The following is a 16,851-nucleotide window of genomic DNA, read 5'->3' on the forward strand; positions in this document are numbered from 1 at the left end:
GGAAAACCGGCAGAGGGCCAATCTTTCAATCCCATATTACGAAGCAATCTCTTGGTAGGCGGCAAAGAGCAGTGACTGGTCAGGGACATCGAGGATCCCGGGCCGACCTACTCCGTCAAGGACCACAAAGCGCAACAGGTCCCCGCGGGACTTCTTATCGCGCTTCATGCCATCCAGCAGCGCCTGCCAGCGGTCCCGGCGGTACGTCAGCGGCAGACCCAGCAGATCCAAGATGGTGCGGTGACGGTCAGCGTCCTCATCACTGAGACGGCCCACACTGCGAGCCAATTCGGCGGCGAACATCATGCCCACAGAAACGGCCGCGCCGTGGCGCCAGGAGTAGCGTTCGGCCAGTTCAATAGCGTGGCCCAAGGTGTGTCCGTAGTTCAGGATTTCACGGAGGCCCGATTCCTTCAGGTCCTCGGAGACCACCTTCGCCTTGACGGCAATGGCACGTTCAATCAATTCACGCAGGACCGGCGATGCGGGGTCCTTGACAGCGTCCGGGTTGGCCTCGATCAAATCCAAGATGATGGGGTCGGCAATGAAGCCACACTTGATGACCTCGGCCATGCCGGAGATGAGTTCGTTCGGGGGCAGCGTGGCCAGGGTATCCAGATCCACCAGGACCCCTGCAGGCGGGTGGAAGGAACCCACCAGGTTCTTGCCCTCGGCGGTGTTGATTCCGGTCTTCCCACCTACGGAGGCGTCCACCATGCCGAGCAGCGAGGTGGGGATGTTCACGAGTTTGACCCCGCGCAGCCAGGTTGCTGCAACAAAACCGCCAAGGTCGGTCACGGCGCCGCCACCCACAGCCACAATGGCGTCGGAGCGGGTGAAATCGTTCTTGCCCAAGACTTCCCAGCAGAATGAGGCCACCTGAATGTGCTTGCCCTCTTCTGCGTCGGGGATCTCGGCGGTGAGGGCGGTGAAGCCTGCGGCTTCCAGATCGTCGCGGACAGCGTCTCCGGTCATGCGCAGCGCACGGGGGTGGATGACCAAAACCTTTTTGACCCGCTCACCCAAGAGCTCAGGAAGGTGGGATAGCAGTCCACGGCCCACTACGACGTCGTAGTTTTCCTGTGGAAGGACACCGGTGACCTTGATGACGGTGTTGGGTGTCTCTGCTGCCGGAGCAGTCTGGGGGTTCACGGTGTTCACGGTGTTCACGGTTTAGAGCTTCTCTTTTCTGGATTCTGCTGCCAGCAGGTGGATCAGCCGCTCAACGAGCTGCGGCACATTTGAATGGCCCACATCAAGGGTGATGTCGGCCAGCCGGGCGTACACAGGGCCACGGATGGCGGCCAAGCGTTCCCAGGTGGCTACCGGATCGGCCGCCAACAGGGGCCGGCCGGTGTTGCGAGTAATGCGCTCCCGGACGGTGTCCAGTTCTGCACGCAGGAAAACTACGGTGGCCCGGGCCAGCAATTGCTGGGTTCCGGAGTCCAGGACAGCGCCGCCACCCAAGGACAGCACCACCGGCGCTGGATCTGGGGAGTCCAGGACATCGGCGATGGCCTTGGCTTCGAGCTGCCGAAAGTGGTGTTCACCCCGGGCCGCGAAAATCCGTGGAACGGGCCCGTGCTTGGCCACGATCTTGTGGTCAGAATCCACGAACGGCAGGCCCAGCACGCGGGCCAGTTCGGCCCCAATGACCGACTTTCCCACAGCCATGGGGCCGATCATGACGATAGGCCGTTGGGGGGTGAAGTCCGGGGCCCCCACCGAATCCCTGCCCACAACCATCAGTGGTCCTGAGTATCCAGATTGGCAGGGATTGCTGCCAGGTAGCTGTCCATGTTGCGCTTGGTCTCCTGGATGGAGTCGCCACCAAACTTCTCCACGAGAGCCTCGGCCAGCACCAGAGCGGTCATGGCTTCCGCGACGACGCCGGCGGCGGGAACCGCACACACGTCCGAGCGCTGGTGGTGGGCCTTGGCGGGCTCACCCGTGGCGACGTCAATGGTCTTCAACGCCCGGGGCACGGTGGCAATGGGCTTCATGGCAGCGCGTACACGCAGTACGTCGCCAATGCTCATGCCACCCTCGATGCCGCCTGCGCGGTTGGAGGTGCGGATGATTCGCCCGGAGTCATCCCGCACAATTTCGTCGTGTGCTGCGGAACCGCGGCGGGCTGCCGTGGCAAAACCGTCGCCAACTTCAACGCCTTTGATGGCCTGGATGCCCATGAGGGCTCCGGCCAGGCGGGAGTCCAGGCGGCGGTCCCAGTGCACGTAGCTGCCTAGGCCGGGAGGCAGGTTGTAGGCGAGCACCTCAACCACACCACCGAGGGTTTCGCCCTGCTTCTGGGCGGTATCGACTTCCTCCACCATGGCCGCTGAGGTAGCTGCGTCAAAGCAGCGCAGCGGATCGGCGTCTAGGGCTGCAACGTCGGCGAGTACCGGCAGTGCGGCTGTCTCCGGTGAGGCGACACCGGCAATCTGCACGGTGTGGCTGACCAGTTCGACGCCGACGGCGGCGAGCATCTGTGCAGCCACTACGCCGAGGGCCACGCGGGTGGCTGTTTCGCGGGCGCTGGCGCGCTCCAAGACGGGACGCGCTTCGCTGAAGCCGTACTTCTGCATGCCGGTGAAATCTGCATGGCCGGGGCGAGGGCGCGTCAAGGGAGCGTTCCGGGCTTGGCCCTCCAACTCGGCGGCATCCACGGGGTCAGCGGACATGATCGCCTCCCACTTGGGCCATTCGGAGTTGGCGATCTGAATGGCCACCGGACCGCCTTGGGTGAGCCCGTGGCGGACGCCACCCAAAATGGTGACCACGTCCTGCTCAAACTTCATGCGGGCGCCGCGGCCATAGCCTAGACGGCGGCGCGCAAGGGCGTCCCGGATGTGGGCGCTCGTGAGCTCCACACCGGCGGGGACGCCTTCAATAATTCCAACTAGGGCCGGGCCATGTGATTCTCCGGCGGTCAACCAACGCAACATACTCTCTATCCTGCCATGTTCTCATCGTGGGGATTCCGCCTGTGCACGCCAATTGCGTCGCACATCACATTGATGACGTCCCCTTGTGTATCTGTTGCGATGGTGCCGTATCCTCCGGCCTCCGCGAACAGCTTGACTTGTTCCACACCTTGGTACAAAAGCATTTCAATGCCTGCCACCACGGTTCCCCCGCGTGACTCCCATGCCTGCGCCAGTGCGCTGGGCCAAGGATCGTAGGCCACGTCCAAGAGGACACCGGCCGGCGAATCACCGGTGGCCAAAAATTCTGCTGCCAAGCCATCGGCAGCCCGCGGCGGTAGGGTGGAAATGACCACGTCAAAGTCCCCGAGATCCTGTGCTGTACCAGCAAAGGATTCCAGTCTTGCAGGGGCGGCCAAGGCAGCAGCCACCTCGAGGGTCCCAGCAGCCTTGACCGGATTACGCACGAACACCACAATGTCCGTGGCTTCCAAATCAACCAACGCTGCAAGGGCAGAGACAGCGGTGCCGCCGCCGCCGAGAATAGCGGCGCGGGGCCGCTCCCCCACACCGGCGTGCCGCAAGGCGTTCACAATGCCAGCCACATCGGTGTTATCGCCGCGCAGGAAGGTGGCTCCGGCGTCGTCCGTGGTAGCGATGATGGTGTTGACTGCGCCCAGGGTACGGGCCACGTCACTGAGTTCATCGACCAGCTCCACAGCCACGTTCTTCAAGGGCATGGTGACCGAGAGGCCGTACCAATTCCCCTCAGCACGCACCTGCGCCAGCAAGTCAGCCATCCCCGATTCCTCGACGTCGATGGCGCGGTAGCTGAAATCAGCCCCCAGCAGCTGATAGGCGGCGTTGTGCAGGGCCGGTGATTTGGAATGCCCAATCGGGTGTCCCAACACCGCTCCTTGTCGCTGGCTCGTCACTTAGCTGCACGCCCCCGGATTGGCGTCGCACCAAGCCACGTATTTGGCAACATTTACCTGGTGCTCAGCAAAAGTCGCTGCATACAGGGTCTCGCCAGTCTTCAGATTAATCGTGACCCAGAAGTAGTACGGATTGGTTTCAGGGTGCGCGGCAGCCTGAATCGCCTTGATACCCGGGGAACCAATGGGACCCACGGGAAGCCCTGGATTAGCGAAGGTATTGTACAGATTCGACGCGTCGGCCTTCTGCGCAGCCGTGATGTTATAGGTTTTCAGCCCCAGACCATAGGCCACGGTGGCATCGGATTCCAGGCGTCCGCCCGTTTCGCCGTTGGGGTTATTGATGCGGTTCTCAATGGCACCGGAAATCTTGGCGTAGTTAGCCTCGTTGCCTTCGAATTCAATGATGCTGGCGATGGTCAGCACACGGAATTGCTCCGCCGGATCGGTGACGCCGGTGTCCGTGAGGGACTTCATGGTGCCGGTGACCATCTCGGTCAGGATCTCCTTGGCGTCGAGCTCAATCGGGAAACGGTACTCCCCCGGGGCCAGATACCCTTCAAGGTTTTTAGCCTGAGCTGGCAGCCCAAAGAGCTTCGGCTGATTGGCGAGTGCGGTGAACTCAGCTTCGGGAAGCCCGGTGCTCTTGGCCAGTACTGCCAGCACCTCGTTGATGCGCAGGTTCTGGGCAACGGCCGCGTAATGGACCTTGGAATCGCTGACGTTCAACAAAATGGTGACCGCGTCGGCGGCCTTCATCTGGGTCTTCATGGAGAATTCGCCCGGCTGCAGCGATGCCGATCCTTCGGCGGCCTTGAGTGCGTCAAGGAAGGCCTGCTCGCTGGCCACCACATCCTTGGACTTGAGCTCAGTGGCTACCGTGCGTCCGGTGGCACCTTCGGGCACCACAATCTGCACGTTTCCGGATCCGGGACCTGGATAGTCCGGCACAGTGAATCCGCCCAGCATAGGTTTAACGGTCTGGACCGCGAAGTAGACCACGGCGCCGAACAAGACCAAGATCACCAAGAACACTAGGGTGCGGCGGCGCTTGCGCACACGCTTGGAGACACGGCTGGTGCGGCGGGACGGCAAAGCTGCCGCTGCTGCCGGATCATAAGCTTCAGACTCGTAAGCCTCGGGGTGCCCGTGCCCGTGCTCTTGCTCTTGCCCGTGCTCGTTCTCTTCGTAATGCTCGTAGTCAGAGTGGCCGGTGTACAGCGTGTCCTCGCTGCCGTCCTGCCAGTACGTTTCGCCGTCGGGCTGCTCGTCGTCATAGGGATGAGTGGCACCCTGCTGCTGTGCAGCGTCAAAAGGCCGGGCAGCGTCAAATGGGGCAGCACCATGGCGATCGGCGCCCTGACTCCCGTGAGGGGTCCGATCACGCTTTCGGAACTGATCACTCATGGCGCCTCCTGCGTGGCGACGGGCGCATTGTAAGAGCTGGAAATGGTGAGACCCTTTTCGTGTTCAGGTGAATCGGCTGTCCCCAAAACGTCCGACTTGACTGCGCGCACGAGCTCCCCGACATCGGAATTGCGCGCTTTTTGCATATCTAAGGCATGTTGCAGTATTTCAACCGCCGCCACTTGATCTACTACTTTACGGTGTTCGCGGGTGTCCAGACCAGCTTGGCGTAGTGCTTGGTGCGCGCTGACAGTGGTCAACCGCTCATCCACCAGCAACACCGGGACATCCTGCCCCGCGGCCGCCAGCATATTCGCAAGCTGCTGGGCGTAGCTGCGGGCCATTTCGGCCGACGCCTTTTCCTCACCCTTCATGGTGCGGGGCAGGCCCACAAAGATTTGCTGCGCACCACGGTTGGCCGTCTCTTTGACGACCACCTTGATGTCACTATTCTTCTTTGTGTCCCGGCTCAGGGTCTTCACGGGTGTGGCCAGAATTCCGTCGGGGTCACATGTTGCCAACCCCACCCGAACCATGCCTACATCCACACCAAGTTTGACCCCTTGCGGGTAATTCTTCGCAGCCACAAAAGCCCTAGGATCGCGTCTTTACGGCATCGCTGACGGCAGCCAGTGCGGCGCCGATAGCGTTGACGTCCTGGCCGCCACCCTGAGCCATATCCGGCTTTCCACCGCCGCCACCGCCCAAGATGCCGGAGGCCAACTTGACTAAGTTGCCGGCCTTGACGCCTGCCTCGCGGGCGGCCTCGTTGGTGACCACCAAGATGATGGGGCGGCCGTTGCTGGCGCCTGCCACGGCAATGGTCGACGGCGCGGAGCCGAGACGATCGCGCAGGTCCAGTGCCAGCCCACGCAGGTCATCAGCACTGCTGACTTCACCGGCGTCGTGCGCAATAACACGCACACCGTTGGCGTCCACAGCGGAGCCCACCAGTGTGGCCGCGGCGGCGCTGACCTGTTCCTTGCGCAGGCGCTCCAGGTCCTTCTCGGCGTGCTTGAGCTTGGCCAAGGTTGCGGCCACACGCTCAGGCACCAGGTTCGAGGGAACCTTCAACATCTCAGAGAGAGAGCTGACCAGGGCGCGCTCGGCAGCCAGGTGACGGAAGGCGTCCATGCCGACAAAAGCTTCGACACGGCGGTTTCCGGAGCCAACTGACTGCTCGCCCAACAGGGTCAGCGAACCGATACGGGAGGTGCTATCCACATGGGTACCGCCGCACAGCTCACGGGACCAGGCGCCGTCGATCTCCACAACCCGCACCTCTGAACCGTAGTTCTCCCCGAAGAGTGCCATGGCGCCCAGGGACTTGGCAGCATCGAGGTCCATGACCTTGGTGTCAACGCGGAAGTTGTTGCGGATGGCCAGGTTGGCCACTTCCTCGATTTCTGAGCGGGTAGCCGTGCTCAGGCCCTCGCCCCAGGAGAAGTCGAAGCGCAGGTAGCCGGCCTTGTTATAGGAACCGCGCTGGAGGGCTTCCGGGCCGAGGATCTGGTGCAGTGCAGCGTGCACAATGTGCGTTCCCGTGTGCGCCTGTTCCGCGGCATGACGGCGTTCACGGTCGACTGCGGCACGCACCAAAGCGTCGGCCGGCAGTTCACCTTCGCGCACGATGGCCTGATGCACACTCAGTCCCTTGATGGGCTTTTGTACGTCCAGTACCTCGACAACGAAGCCGTCACCGGTGATCAGACCGGTATCGGCAGCCTGGCCACCAGCCTCGGCGTAGAACGGGGTGGCGTCCAAAACGAGGGAGATCTCATCGCCGGTGGAGGCGTGCTGCACCGAGACCCCGTTGGCGAGGATGGAGCGAACCCGGCCCTCACCTTCCAGCTCGGTGTATCCGGTGAAGACCGTCTCGCCCTGGGCCAGCAGCTCGTGGAAGACGGAAAGATCGGCGTGGCCACTTTTCTTGGACTTGGCGTCCTTCTGGGCGCGTTGGCGCTGCTCGAGCATGAGGGCACGGAATCCGGCCTCGTCCACAGCCAGACCAGCTTCGCCGGCCATTTCCAGCGTCAGATCGATCGGGAAACCGTAGGTGTCATGCAACGCGAACGCTTCGGTGGCCGAGAGGTTGGTGTTGGCAGCCTTGGATTCCTTGACCGCTTCCTCCAAACGGGCGGTGCCGCTGGCGATGGTGCGCAGGAAGGACTTTTCTTCGGCGTAAGCGATGCGTGAGATCCGGGCGAAGTCAGTCTCAACCTCGGGGTAGGCGCCCTTCATGGCGTCGCGGGAAACCGGCAGCAACTCAGGCAACACGGCGGTTTCCACACCGAGGAGCCGCATGGAGCGCACGGCACGGCGGATCAGGCGACGCAGCACATACCCGCGGCCTTCGTTGGAGGGGGTGACGCCGTCGGAAATCAACATCAAAGCTGAACGGATGTGATCGGCAACAACGCGCATGCGCACATCGTCGATGTGGTGCGGATCGGCGGGTTCCTCAGTGGAGGTGTAGCTCCTGCCGGAAAGCTCTGCGGCTTTATCCAGGACGGGGCGTACCTGATCGGTCTCGTACATGTTCTCCACGCCTTGGAGAATCATGGCCAAACGTTCCAGACCCAGACCGGTGTCAATGTTCTTGTTGGGCAGTTCGCCCACCACGTCAAAGTCAACCTTGGAAGTGACATTGTCAATCTGGTACTGCATGAACACGAGGTTCCAGATTTCAATGTAGCGGGTTTCGTCGGCAATCGGGCCACCGTCAATGCCGTATTCGGGGCCACGGTCGTAGAAGATTTCCGAGCAGGGGCCAGCCGGGCCGGGCTGGCCGGTGGACCAGTAGTTATCTTCCTTGCCGATGCGCTGGATCCGGTCGGTGGGCACGCCCACCACATCGCGCCAGATGCCGTACGCTTCGTCGTCTTCGGTGTACACCGTGACCCACAGTCGATCGGCTGGGAGTCCGTAACCGCCGTCGTCAATGGAGGAGGTGAGCAGTTCCCAGGCGTAGGGAATGGCTGTTTCCTTGAAGTAGTCCCCGAAGGAGAAGTTACCGCACATCTGGAAGAAGGTGCCGTGACGGACCGTCTTGCCGACTTCTTCAATGTCACCGGTGCGGATGCACTTTTGGACACTGGTTGCGCGTTTGAACGGCGGCACCTCGCGGGCTGTCAGGTACGGGATGAACGGGACCATGCCGGCCACGGTAAAGAGCAATGACGGGTCGGAGGACACCAGTGAGGCCGAGGGCACGGGGGTATGTTGCTTGCTGGTGAAAAAATCTACCCAGCGGCGTGCAATATCGTGCGATTTCATTAGCCTGGTGGCTCCTTCAATAGTTCTATCGGGCAAAAGCTTGGCTGCACTGGCGACTGCCGCGCAGCGTGGTGAGGCAGCATGGTGGACGGGCAGATGCCGGCCGGTTTGTGCATCAGTAGTAGATCAGCGACGAGTGGCGGAGGGGTCCTGATCCACACCCAAAGCAATCCGGAGGTCACTTTCGCGTTGATTCATGTTCTCACGGAGAGCGTCGGCGAAGTCGTGAACGGCGTCGCTCATTTGTCCCACGGCACGGTTGAGTCCGGCAGGACCGAGCGCGCCTTTGGCGGCAGTAATTTTACGGGCTGCGATGACACCAACAGTGATGCCGACGCCGAGCCAAAAGATTTTCTTCATGGTTTTTCCTTGAGGAGGTTCCGTTTAGCGGCTGCGCCGGGCGCGGGTGGGTTTTCCGCGGCCAGCAAAGGCTTGGCGGACGCCGTAGGAGAATGCGGCAACCTTGATCAGCGGGGAGCCGATGGTTGCGGCCACCAGCGCGGAGAGAGCTGAGATGTTGGCGGTGGCGTCCGAGACGTTATTGGAGATTCCATCCACCTTGCCCAGCTGCGTGTTGGTCGTGGCAACGGTGGCCGTGACCTCGTCGATCAGGGGCGTGGTGCCATCACCAATCTGCTTGATGGTCACGCGGACTTCGTCGAAGACCTTGCCTAGTTTGAGGATCGGCACTGCCAGCAACGCCACTAAAACGGCAAAAACTCCTGCTGCGATCAGTCCTGCAATGTCGCCACCACTCATCTGTGTGCCGCCTCAATTCGTTAACTCGTCTTTAAACACGTGTGGCCAATGTTGCCCAACCATTGCTGAGCTACTGCTGAGCTATTGCTGAGCTATTACTGAGCTTTGCTCGGCTTTGACCTTATGCAACATCTTTCCCCAAAGTACCTTAGTCCAAAAGTATCGGTGGGTGGGTACAAAACAGCCCGCGGCGGATGCCACGGGCTGTTTTGTGTTTCAAGCATCGAATGAATCGAGCTCTACTCAATGCTAAGAAGATTTAGCGTGAGTAGAATTCAACAACCAGCTGCTCTTCACAGGTTACGGGAACCTCGGCACGCTTGGGCTTGCGAACCAGGCGAGCCTGCAGGCTCTCCAGCTTCACGTCCAAGTATGCCGGGACGGCGGGGAGCACGTCGCGGTGGGCGCCGGCTGCAGCAAGCTGCAGGGGAACCATGGTCTGGCTGCGCGGGTGCACGTGGATCAGCTGACCCTCGGCAACGCGGAACGACGGGCGGTCCACGCGGGCGCCGTCGACCATGATGTGGCGGTGCACAACCAGCTGGCGAGCCTGGGCGGTGGTGCGGGCGAAGCCTGCACGCAGAACCAGGGCGTCCAAACGGCTTTCAAGGATCTCAACCAGGTTTTCACCGGTCATGCCCTTGGTGTGCTTGGCTTCTTCGAAGGCACGGGTCATCTGTGCTTCGCGGATGCCGTACTGGGCGCGCAGACGCTGCTTTTCGCGCAGACGTACGGCGTAGTCGCTGTCCTGCTTCTTGCGGGCGCGGCCATGCTCACCGGGGCCGTACGGGCGGCGCTCCAGGTACTTGGCGGCCTTGGGAGTCAGGGCAATGCCGAGGGACCGCGAAAGGCGGGCCTGACGGCGGGCACGTGTGTTGTTAGCCACTTGTGTCCTTCCAATATGTGCAATACGTAATTGTCTGGCCTCCATTGTGGAGAGTTTGGGCTATTGCAACCCATTGCTACAGCACCTGGGCATAGACAACAGATCCTTGAAAGCACGGTAAATAAGCGGCCGAAAGCCGGTATCACCGTACGAGGATGTTGTGCATGGAGCCAGAGCTTGCCAGTGCGGAGTCAACTCTACCACTTGATAGCGGCCTGGTAGCTGCTACCCGGGTGCCCCTGCCCGCGCCCGCCGCCCCGGATCACCGCCCATGCCCGACGGCGCAGAGTACCCCGGTGGGACGTGCTATTTCACAGGACCGGTGCCACGAACAATTTCTCGCAACCGGGTGAGCCGCGGGCCCAGATCGCGTTCATGGCCGTTGGCTGTGGGCGTGTAGTAGTTCTTGCCCACCAAGTCATCCGGCGGATATTGCTGCACGGCGATGGAGTGCGGGGCATCGTGGGCGTAAATGTAGCCCTTGCCATGACCCAATCCGGCAGAGCCCGCATAGTGAGCATCGCGCAGCGGCGCCGGAACGGTGGTGCCCTTACCTGCCCGAACATCGGCCACCGCCGCATTGATGCCGTTATAGGAAGCGTTCGACTTGGGTGCCGTCGCCACATGAACCACGGCCTGGGCCAGAATTATCCGGGCCTCCGGCATGCCAATCAAGGCCACCGCTTGGGCTGCGGCCACGGCAGTCTGCAACGCCGTTGGATCCGCCATGCCCACATCCTCTGAGGCAGAGATCATGATGCGGCGGCTGATGAAGCGAGGGTCCTCCCCCGCCTCCAACATCCGGGCCAAGTAGTGCAATGCGGCATCAACGTCGGAACCGCGTACAGACTTAATGAAGGCACTGATGATGTCATAGTGCTGATCCCCAGCCCGGTCGTAGCGGACAGCGGCAGCGTCAATGGCGCGCTCGGCAACAGCCAGATCAACTACCACGGGTTCGTCTGCAGCATCGGCAGCCACTTCGGAGACAGACAGTTCGGACAGCGCCACGCCGGCGGCGGCCTCCAATGTTGTCAGGGCTCGCCGGGCATCGCCACTGGCCAAGCGGACCAGGTGGTCCATGGCATCATCGGTGACAGTGACCAGCCCATCCAAACCACGCGAATCAGTGATCGCCCGCTCGAGCAGACCTTGAATGTCGGCATTGGTCAACGGTTGCAGGGTCAGCAAAATAGACCGTGAGAGCAACGGCGCCACCACGGAGAACGACGGGTTCTCCGTGGTGGCAGCAATCAGCACCACCCACCGGTTTTCCACTCCCGGCAACAACGCATCCTGCTGGGCCTTGTTGAAGCGGTGGATCTCATCCAGGAACAGCACTGTGGTGCGCCCGTGCAAGTCTCTGTCGGTCAGTGCCTGATCCATGACCCGGCGCACGTCCTTGACCCCGGCAGTGATAGCGGAGAGTTCAACAAACTTTCGCCCCGGGCCGCGGGCAATGACATGGGCCAGCGTGGTCTTACCCGTTCCCGGAGGGCCCCAGAGCATGACCGATGCAGGCCCAGCCGCTCCCCCGCCACTGCCGCCGGCGGCCAGCATTTGCAAGGGCGATCCCTGTCCCAGCAGATGTTGTTGGCCCACCACTTCATCCAAGCTGCGGGGGCGCATGCGCACGGCTAGCGGGCTGCGCGGGCGCGATCCCGGCTCGGCACTGGCACCGCCGAAGGTCCCGCCGCCCAAGGCGAGGGTGCCGTCGTCGTCCGCGTCATCGTCCCCGTGCAGGGCGCTAAAGAGGTCACTCACCCCTCTAGGCTATCGCCCGGTAGTCTGGCAGCGTGAACCCAGCCCAGCGCACCGCCCTTGTTCCGCCCGCCCGCCTTCTCGGTTGGGTGGATCGTTTCGCCGCCTCCCACCGCGGCTTGGCCGCCACAACAGACACGGACGACGGCGTCATGCTGGCCATGCGCGACGGCGCCACCGCGCTAGTCACCCCGCCGTGGCCCGACGACGGACGTCCCGGCCGGGGCGCCGGGCTGATGGACCGGGTGGTTTCCTTAGCGGCCCAGGAACGCCGTCTTGGTTTGGTGTTGGTACGCCGGGGCGGCTTTGCAGTGGGCGTCGCTGTGGGTGGGAAGTTGCTGGCACACAAGGTGGGAACGGCAGGGGCACGGTCCCGCGGCGCGGACGCTGGCGCCGCCGTAGTGCAGCGCGCTGCTGGCGAGGCCGCCAAAGTTTTTTCGGGTCAGGGCTTCGAATATGTGGCTACGGGAGGCGATAAGGCACTGGTGGAATCGGTCTTGGCGACGCCCGCGCTCGGTGCTGTTGCCCAGCAGTCCCGTTTAGCCCCGTTGGCCGTCACCGATCCGAACATGGCAGTGCTGCAGAAGGCCGCCGGTGATTTCTGCTCCGTCCGGATCACCATCACCGATCCCGTGGGGAGCTAGCTAGCCTACGCCGGCGATGCGCGAATCGTTTGGGCAGCTAACACGGGTGTGCCAGGATCATGTGCCAGCGGATCACCCGCGTTTTGTGCCGAATAGGGTCCTAGTCAGCGTCTCAGCAGGCGCCGAGGGCACGCCGCAGAGGTGCCTGCCGGTAGTGGTAACGGCCTTGTTCGGCGAATCCGGCGCGACCGTACAGCTCCTGGGCTCCATCGTTGGCAGCTGTCACCATGAGCCAGTAGTTGCGCAGACCCCGCTCTGTCCCGGCCGCCGTCAGGGCGTTGAGGATTTGGGTGGCGATGCCGCGGCGCCGCGCTTGAGGGTGGACGGCCATGGAGTAGATCCCTCCCCATGCTTCGGAGCCTGCTGGCTTGCCTAGCTGCGGCATGGCTAGGCGCCCGGTACCCACGGCCCTGCCCTCATCATCATGGGCCGTGGCATACAGGGCCGTGGCGGCTACAAGAATGCTGTGGGCCATAGCCATTTCCTGCGGCCCGCCACGGCCATCAACGCTCCACCACAGTTCCAACCAGTCCTGCGTGGGGATAGTAGTCATGGTGATAGTGCTTTTTGACGGTGGCGGATGGGTGGCCTCATCAGCTGAGCGCAGTGCTGCCGTGGCGGTCATGATGAGTGTCTGCGACTGCTTGCTATAGGACTGTTGATCGAGCAGCGCTTCCAGAGCCACATTTTCAGCACGGTGGCTCAGCTGAAAAATCACCGGTTGGTGGCGGTCAGCGTACCAACGCGTCGTGGACGCCAGCGCAGCTGCCGTATCGCTGGGCGCTGACACGGGCCACACGGAGTTGGCGCGTTGAGTGACACCGCCGGCGGAGCGCAAGAGCCACCCGTCCACGTCTACGGCATCCGGGGCCGGCCACGCAGCGTTCATGAGCTGCTCAATTTTATCGAGATGTCCGGCTGCCGCAATTGTCATTGCAACAGCTTAATGGCAGCTGAGCCCCAACCCGTAGGATCACATAGACGAGACTCCGCAATTCCGACAAGGAAGCACAATGAACGATTCATCACACTTCATTTCCCCCACAGCCTTCGCCGAACAGCTCAGTCGGGAGCAAGTCCTGTCCCCTGGCATTCGCCCTCTGTGGGATGGTGCTCGGCTGAGCGGGCCGGCCTACACAGTCCGCTGCGCTCCGGGCGATAATCTGATGCTCCATGCGGCGATCCACCGGGCACCGGCCGGATCCGTGCTCGTGGTCGATGGCGGCGACTCTTCCCACGCGATCGCAGGAGGCAACGTCTGTGCTGTGGCGCAGCGGCGCGGGATCGCCGGTCTCATAATTGACGGTGCCATCCGTGACGTGCAGGAAATCCGTGATCTGGGTTTTCCCGTATTTGCCCGTGCCGTAGTACCCAAACCTGGCCTGAAGGCTGTAGTCCTGCCGTTGCAGCAACCCGTAAAATGCGGCGGAGTCCTGGTGCATCCTGGCGACTTCCTCGTAGCGGATGAGGAAGGGATCGTTGCCGTGCCGGCGAAGATCCTCGAATCAGTGCTTAAGTCCGTCTCTGACAAGGCTCAGGCAGAGCAAGCCCAAACACTTGATGAATGGGACGCCGAACACGAGGAGAAGATCAATTCCATCCTCAGAGCTGCGGGAGTGGATTGGTAGCACGCAACAACCCGGGAGCAGGCTGCCGGAGGCTCAGAGCATGATGTGGGCCAGCTGCTCCTCCGTCAGAGCCCGGTCCGCATAAACGAGCCGAATCGCTTTCGAATCCGGGTTGCCTGCATCGATGCCCCTATGGAGCAGGGTCAGGCCAACCTTCTCGGCAACGCGTGCCGAAGCCACGTTATGTTCAAGCAAATAGGCCACAAGAGGAAGCTCGGGGCGGCTCAGCTTCGCTTGCCTCACAGCCTCTCGCGAGAGCTCCGTTGCGAAGCCTTGGCCTTGAGCATCGAAGGCGAAACGGTAGCCCAGGTTCCAAAAGATGTCATCTTTGATGGAACAGCCGCCGTAGCCGATGATGCTCTGGTCACTGGGGTTCTTGACAACCCACGGGCCTAACTCAGCACGGTCCCACGCCGAAATGAATCTGCTCACCATCACCTGTGTCTGTTCAATGTCGCCATGCCTCAGGCTGGGGAAATGACTCCAGACGCGTGGATCGCTACAGATCTGGTGCAAGCCATCGGCATCTTCACAACGGGGGCGGTCAAGGAACAAGCGTTGGGTCTTGGTGGGCATCCAGCGATTCTAGAGAATTCGCATTCGTGCAGACCGGGTGCTGCACACTGCCGAGTCGTCAGCCACCGCTTAGGTGAGGGACACCCACCACTTAGGTGAGGGATCCACCGTCGTGCGTTGACAAGCAAAATGCCTGCCTCCCCACAATGGGAAGGCAGGCATTTCAGAACCGCATAAAACTACGTGGCGCAGAACTACTTGGCGTCGGTGTCGCCCTTGTCTTCGGGGTCAGCTTTCTTGGCCTCCGGCTTGAAGTCAACGCCGGCTTCCTTGCGCTGCTGCGCCGTAATCGGGGCCGGAGCTTCGGTCATGGGGTCGTAGCCGCCGCCGGACTTCGGGAAGGCAATGACGTCGCGGATGGAGTCAACACCGGCCAAAAGTGACACGGCACGGTCCCAGCCAATGGCGATGCCACCATGCGGCGGGGCGCCGAACTTGAAGCCGTCCAGCAAGAAGCCGAACTTCTCATCAGCCTCGGCCTCGGAGATGCCCATGACACCGAAGACGCGCTCCTGGACGTCGCGGCGGTGGATACGGATGGATCCTCCTCCGATTTCGTTACCGTTGCAGACGATGTCGTAGGCGTAAGCCAGCGCCTCGCCCGGATCGGTGTCGAAGTTATCCATGAATTCGGGCTTGGGTGAGGTGAACGCGTGGTGCACGGCCGTCCAGGCGCTGTGCCCCAGGGCCACGTCGCCGGAACCAACGGCAACGCTGGTGGGCTCGAACATGGGCGCGTCAACAACCCATACGAACGCCCAGTCCTTCGGGTTGATCAGGCCGGTGCGGTGACCGATCTCAACACGAGCGGCGCCGAGCAGCGCGCGGGAGGGGGACACCTCGCCGGCGGCGAAGAAGATGCAGTCGCCGGTCTTGGCACCAACAGCGTCGGCCAGGCCGGCACGTTCGGTCTCGGTGAGGTTCTTGGCTACCGGTCCGGTGAGCTCGCCCTCTTCCTTGATCAACACATATGCCAGACCCTTGGCACCGCGCTGCTTGGCCCATTCCTGCCAAGCGTCGAGCTGGCGGCGAGGCTGCGAAGCACCGCCGGGCATGACCACGGCACCCACGTAGGGAGCCTTGAAGACGCCGAATTCGGTGTCCTTGAAGAATTCGGTGAGATCGCTCAGTTCCTGGCCGAAGCGCAGATCCGGCTTGTCCGAACCAAAGCGAGCCATGGCATCGCGGTACGTCATGCGCTGGATCGGCATCGGGATCTCAACGTCGATCAGCTTCCACAGCTCGGCGACGATCTTTTCACCCAAGGCGATGATGTCGTCCTGGTCAACGAAGCTGGCCTCGATGTCGAGCTGGGTGAATTCCGGCTGGCGATCCGCACGGAAGTCTTCGTCACGGTAGCAACGGGCAATCTGGTAGTACTTTTCGAAGCCGCCCACCTGCAGGAGCTGCTTGAACAGCTGAGGCGACTGCGGCAGCGCGTACCAAGAACCGGGAGCCAGACGTGCCGGCACCACGAAGTCTCGGGCACCCTCAGGGGTGGAGCGCGTCAGTGTGGGGGTTTCAATCTCGATGTAACCCTGATCGTGCAGCAGGTTGCGGGCAACCCGGTTGGCCTCGGAGCGCAGGCGCATGTTGCGCTGCATGACCGGACGGCGCAGGTCCAGGTAGCGGTGCTTCAGACGCGCTTCCTCACCAACCTCAGTGTGGTCATCAACTTGGAAGGGCAGCGGTGCTGCTTCATTAAGCACGACGACGTCATCGGCCATGACTTCGATCTCACCCGTGGCGAGGGCCGGGTTTTCGTTGCCCTCGGGACGGCGTGAAACCGTTCCGGTGATCTGCAAAACAAATTCGTTACGCAGTGCGTGGAAGACTTCTTCCTCACGCACCACAATCTGTGCCACGCCAGATGCGTCACGCAGGTCCAAGAAAGCCACTCCACCGTGATCACGGCGGCGGGCAACCCAGCCCGAAAGCGTGACGGTTTGGCCAATATGTTCAGCCCGCAAGGAGCCTAGGTCATGTGTGCGCAGCACAGCATTCCTTTCAATGGTGGTGTTCGGCCCGCGATTCCGGGCCTAAAAGAGACGTTGT

Annotated in this window: 16 protein-coding genes; 2 read left to right on the forward strand and 14 right to left on the reverse strand. The window is 62.1% G+C overall.

Annotated features, from left to right (window positions below; translation table 11 throughout):
* Nucleotides 1–36: 36 nt before the first annotated feature.
* From aroB to AB0P14_RS07445, 11 genes are all read right to left on the reverse strand, one after another.
* Nucleotides 37–1,152 (reverse strand): 3-dehydroquinate synthase, encoded by a 1,116-nt coding sequence (gene aroB / locus AB0P14_RS07395; RefSeq protein ID WP_363840423.1) that lies wholly within the window; start codon nucleotides 1,150–1,152, stop codon nucleotides 37–39.
* 21 nt (nucleotides 1,153–1,173) lie between these two features.
* Nucleotides 1,174–1,746 carry a shikimate kinase gene (locus tag AB0P14_RS07400; RefSeq protein ID WP_363839851.1) on the reverse strand — a complete coding sequence of 191 codons (573 nt, stop codon included), beginning with the start codon at nucleotides 1,744–1,746 and terminating at the stop codon, nucleotides 1,174–1,176.
* Nucleotides 1,746–2,945 carry a chorismate synthase gene (gene aroC, locus AB0P14_RS07405; protein ID WP_363839854.1) on the reverse strand — a complete coding sequence of 400 codons (1,200 nt, stop codon included), beginning with the start codon at nucleotides 2,943–2,945 and terminating at the stop codon, nucleotides 1,746–1,748. The genes AB0P14_RS07400 and aroC overlap by 1 nt, the downstream gene beginning before the upstream one ends.
* Nucleotides 2,946–2,950: 5 nt before the next feature.
* Nucleotides 2,951–3,859, reverse strand: a complete 909-nt coding sequence (locus tag AB0P14_RS07410) for a shikimate dehydrogenase (protein WP_363839857.1) — start codon at nucleotides 3,857–3,859, stop codon at nucleotides 2,951–2,953.
* Nucleotides 3,860–5,266 carry an endolytic transglycosylase MltG gene (gene mltG, locus AB0P14_RS07415; protein ID WP_363839860.1) on the reverse strand — a complete coding sequence of 469 codons (1,407 nt, stop codon included), beginning with the start codon at nucleotides 5,264–5,266 and terminating at the stop codon, nucleotides 3,860–3,862.
* Nucleotides 5,263–5,853: a Holliday junction resolvase RuvX gene (gene ruvX, locus AB0P14_RS07420; RefSeq protein WP_363839863.1), complete on the reverse strand. Its 591-nt coding sequence runs from the start codon at nucleotides 5,851–5,853 to the stop codon at nucleotides 5,263–5,265. Before ruvX ends, mltG begins: the two co-directional genes overlap by 4 nt.
* Nucleotides 5,854–5,860: 7 nt before the next feature.
* On the reverse strand, nucleotides 5,861–8,542 hold the full coding sequence (gene alaS / locus AB0P14_RS07425) for an alanine--tRNA ligase (RefSeq protein ID WP_363839866.1): 2,682 nt from the start codon (nucleotides 8,540–8,542) through the stop codon (nucleotides 5,861–5,863).
* Between the two features lie 126 nt (nucleotides 8,543–8,668).
* The gene (locus tag AB0P14_RS07430) at nucleotides 8,669–8,902 is read right to left on the reverse strand and encodes a hypothetical protein (protein ID WP_363839869.1); all 234 of its coding nucleotides are present in this window, start codon (nucleotides 8,900–8,902) and stop codon (nucleotides 8,669–8,671) included.
* Nucleotides 8,903–8,926: 24 nt separating this feature from the next.
* The gene (locus AB0P14_RS07435) at nucleotides 8,927–9,301 is read right to left on the reverse strand and encodes a DUF948 domain-containing protein (protein WP_363839872.1); all 375 of its coding nucleotides are present in this window, start codon (nucleotides 9,299–9,301) and stop codon (nucleotides 8,927–8,929) included.
* 259 nt (nucleotides 9,302–9,560) lie between these two features.
* Nucleotides 9,561–10,187 (reverse strand): 30S ribosomal protein S4, encoded by a 627-nt coding sequence (rpsD, locus tag AB0P14_RS07440; protein WP_363839875.1) that lies wholly within the window; start codon nucleotides 10,185–10,187, stop codon nucleotides 9,561–9,563.
* Nucleotides 10,188–10,493: 306 nt separating this feature from the next.
* Entirely contained in the window at nucleotides 10,494–11,888 is a 1,395-nt protein-coding gene (locus AB0P14_RS07445) for a replication-associated recombination protein A (RefSeq protein ID WP_363840426.1), read from the reverse strand.
* 95 nt (nucleotides 11,889–11,983) lie between these two features.
* Here AB0P14_RS07445 and AB0P14_RS07450 point away from each other — a divergent pair, with 95 nt between their 5' ends.
* The gene (locus AB0P14_RS07450) at nucleotides 11,984–12,592 is read left to right on the forward strand and encodes an acVLRF1 family peptidyl-tRNA hydrolase (RefSeq protein ID WP_363839878.1); all 609 of its coding nucleotides are present in this window, start codon (nucleotides 11,984–11,986) and stop codon (nucleotides 12,590–12,592) included.
* 112 nt (nucleotides 12,593–12,704) lie between these two features.
* On the opposite strand, the gene AB0P14_RS07455 is transcribed toward AB0P14_RS07450, so the two are convergent.
* Complete coding sequence (locus tag AB0P14_RS07455) at nucleotides 12,705–13,526, reverse strand: GNAT family N-acetyltransferase (protein WP_363839880.1); 822 nt, start codon at nucleotides 13,524–13,526, stop codon at nucleotides 12,705–12,707.
* Between the two features lie 79 nt (nucleotides 13,527–13,605).
* Between AB0P14_RS07455 and AB0P14_RS07460 the strand changes: the two genes are divergently transcribed.
* Nucleotides 13,606–14,220: an RraA family protein gene (locus AB0P14_RS07460; RefSeq protein WP_363839883.1), complete on the forward strand. Its 615-nt coding sequence runs from the start codon at nucleotides 13,606–13,608 to the stop codon at nucleotides 14,218–14,220.
* 33 nt (nucleotides 14,221–14,253) lie between these two features.
* Here AB0P14_RS07460 and AB0P14_RS07465 read toward each other — a convergent pair whose 3' ends face one another.
* Nucleotides 14,254–14,796: a GNAT family N-acetyltransferase gene (locus AB0P14_RS07465; RefSeq protein ID WP_363839886.1), complete on the reverse strand. Its 543-nt coding sequence runs from the start codon at nucleotides 14,794–14,796 to the stop codon at nucleotides 14,254–14,256.
* A gap of 194 nt (nucleotides 14,797–14,990) precedes the next feature.
* On the reverse strand, nucleotides 14,991–16,793 hold the full coding sequence (gene aspS, locus AB0P14_RS07470) for an aspartate--tRNA ligase (RefSeq protein WP_363839889.1): 1,803 nt from the start codon (nucleotides 16,791–16,793) through the stop codon (nucleotides 14,991–14,993).
* Nucleotides 16,794–16,851 lie beyond the last annotated feature (58 nt).

The sequence above is a fragment of the Specibacter sp. NPDC078709 genome (assembly GCF_040686795.1).
GTDB lineage: Bacteria > Actinomycetota > Actinomycetes > Actinomycetales > Micrococcaceae > Specibacter.

What these genes read in the sequence shown, in the direction of transcription:
- AB0P14_RS07400 (WP_363839851.1), bottom strand. Translation starts at nt 1,746, where the DNA reads ATGGTTGTGGGCAGGGATTCGGTGGGGGCCCCGGACTTCACCCCCCAA.
- aroC (WP_363839854.1), bottom strand. Translation starts at nt 2,945, where the DNA reads ATGTTGCGTTGGTTGACCGCCGGAGAATCACATGGCCCGGCCCTAGTT.
- mltG (WP_363839860.1), bottom strand. Translation starts at nt 5,266, where the DNA reads ATGAGTGATCAGTTCCGAAAGCGTGATCGGACCCCTCACGGGAGTCAG.
- alaS (WP_363839866.1), bottom strand. Translation starts at nt 8,542, where the DNA reads ATGAAATCGCACGATATTGCACGCCGCTGGGTAGATTTTTTCACCAGC.
- AB0P14_RS07430 (WP_363839869.1), bottom strand. Translation starts at nt 8,902, where the DNA reads ATGAAGAAAATCTTTTGGCTCGGCGTCGGCATCACTGTTGGTGTCATC.
- AB0P14_RS07435 (WP_363839872.1), bottom strand. Translation starts at nt 9,301, where the DNA reads ATGAGTGGTGGCGACATTGCAGGACTGATCGCAGCAGGAGTTTTTGCC.
- AB0P14_RS07455 (WP_363839880.1), bottom strand. Translation starts at nt 13,526, where the DNA reads ATGACAATTGCGGCAGCCGGACATCTCGATAAAATTGAGCAGCTCATG.
- AB0P14_RS07460 (WP_363839883.1), top strand. Translation starts at nt 13,606, where the DNA reads ATGAACGATTCATCACACTTCATTTCCCCCACAGCCTTCGCCGAACAG.
- AB0P14_RS07465 (WP_363839886.1), bottom strand. Translation starts at nt 14,796, where the DNA reads ATGCCCACCAAGACCCAACGCTTGTTCCTTGACCGCCCCCGTTGTGAA.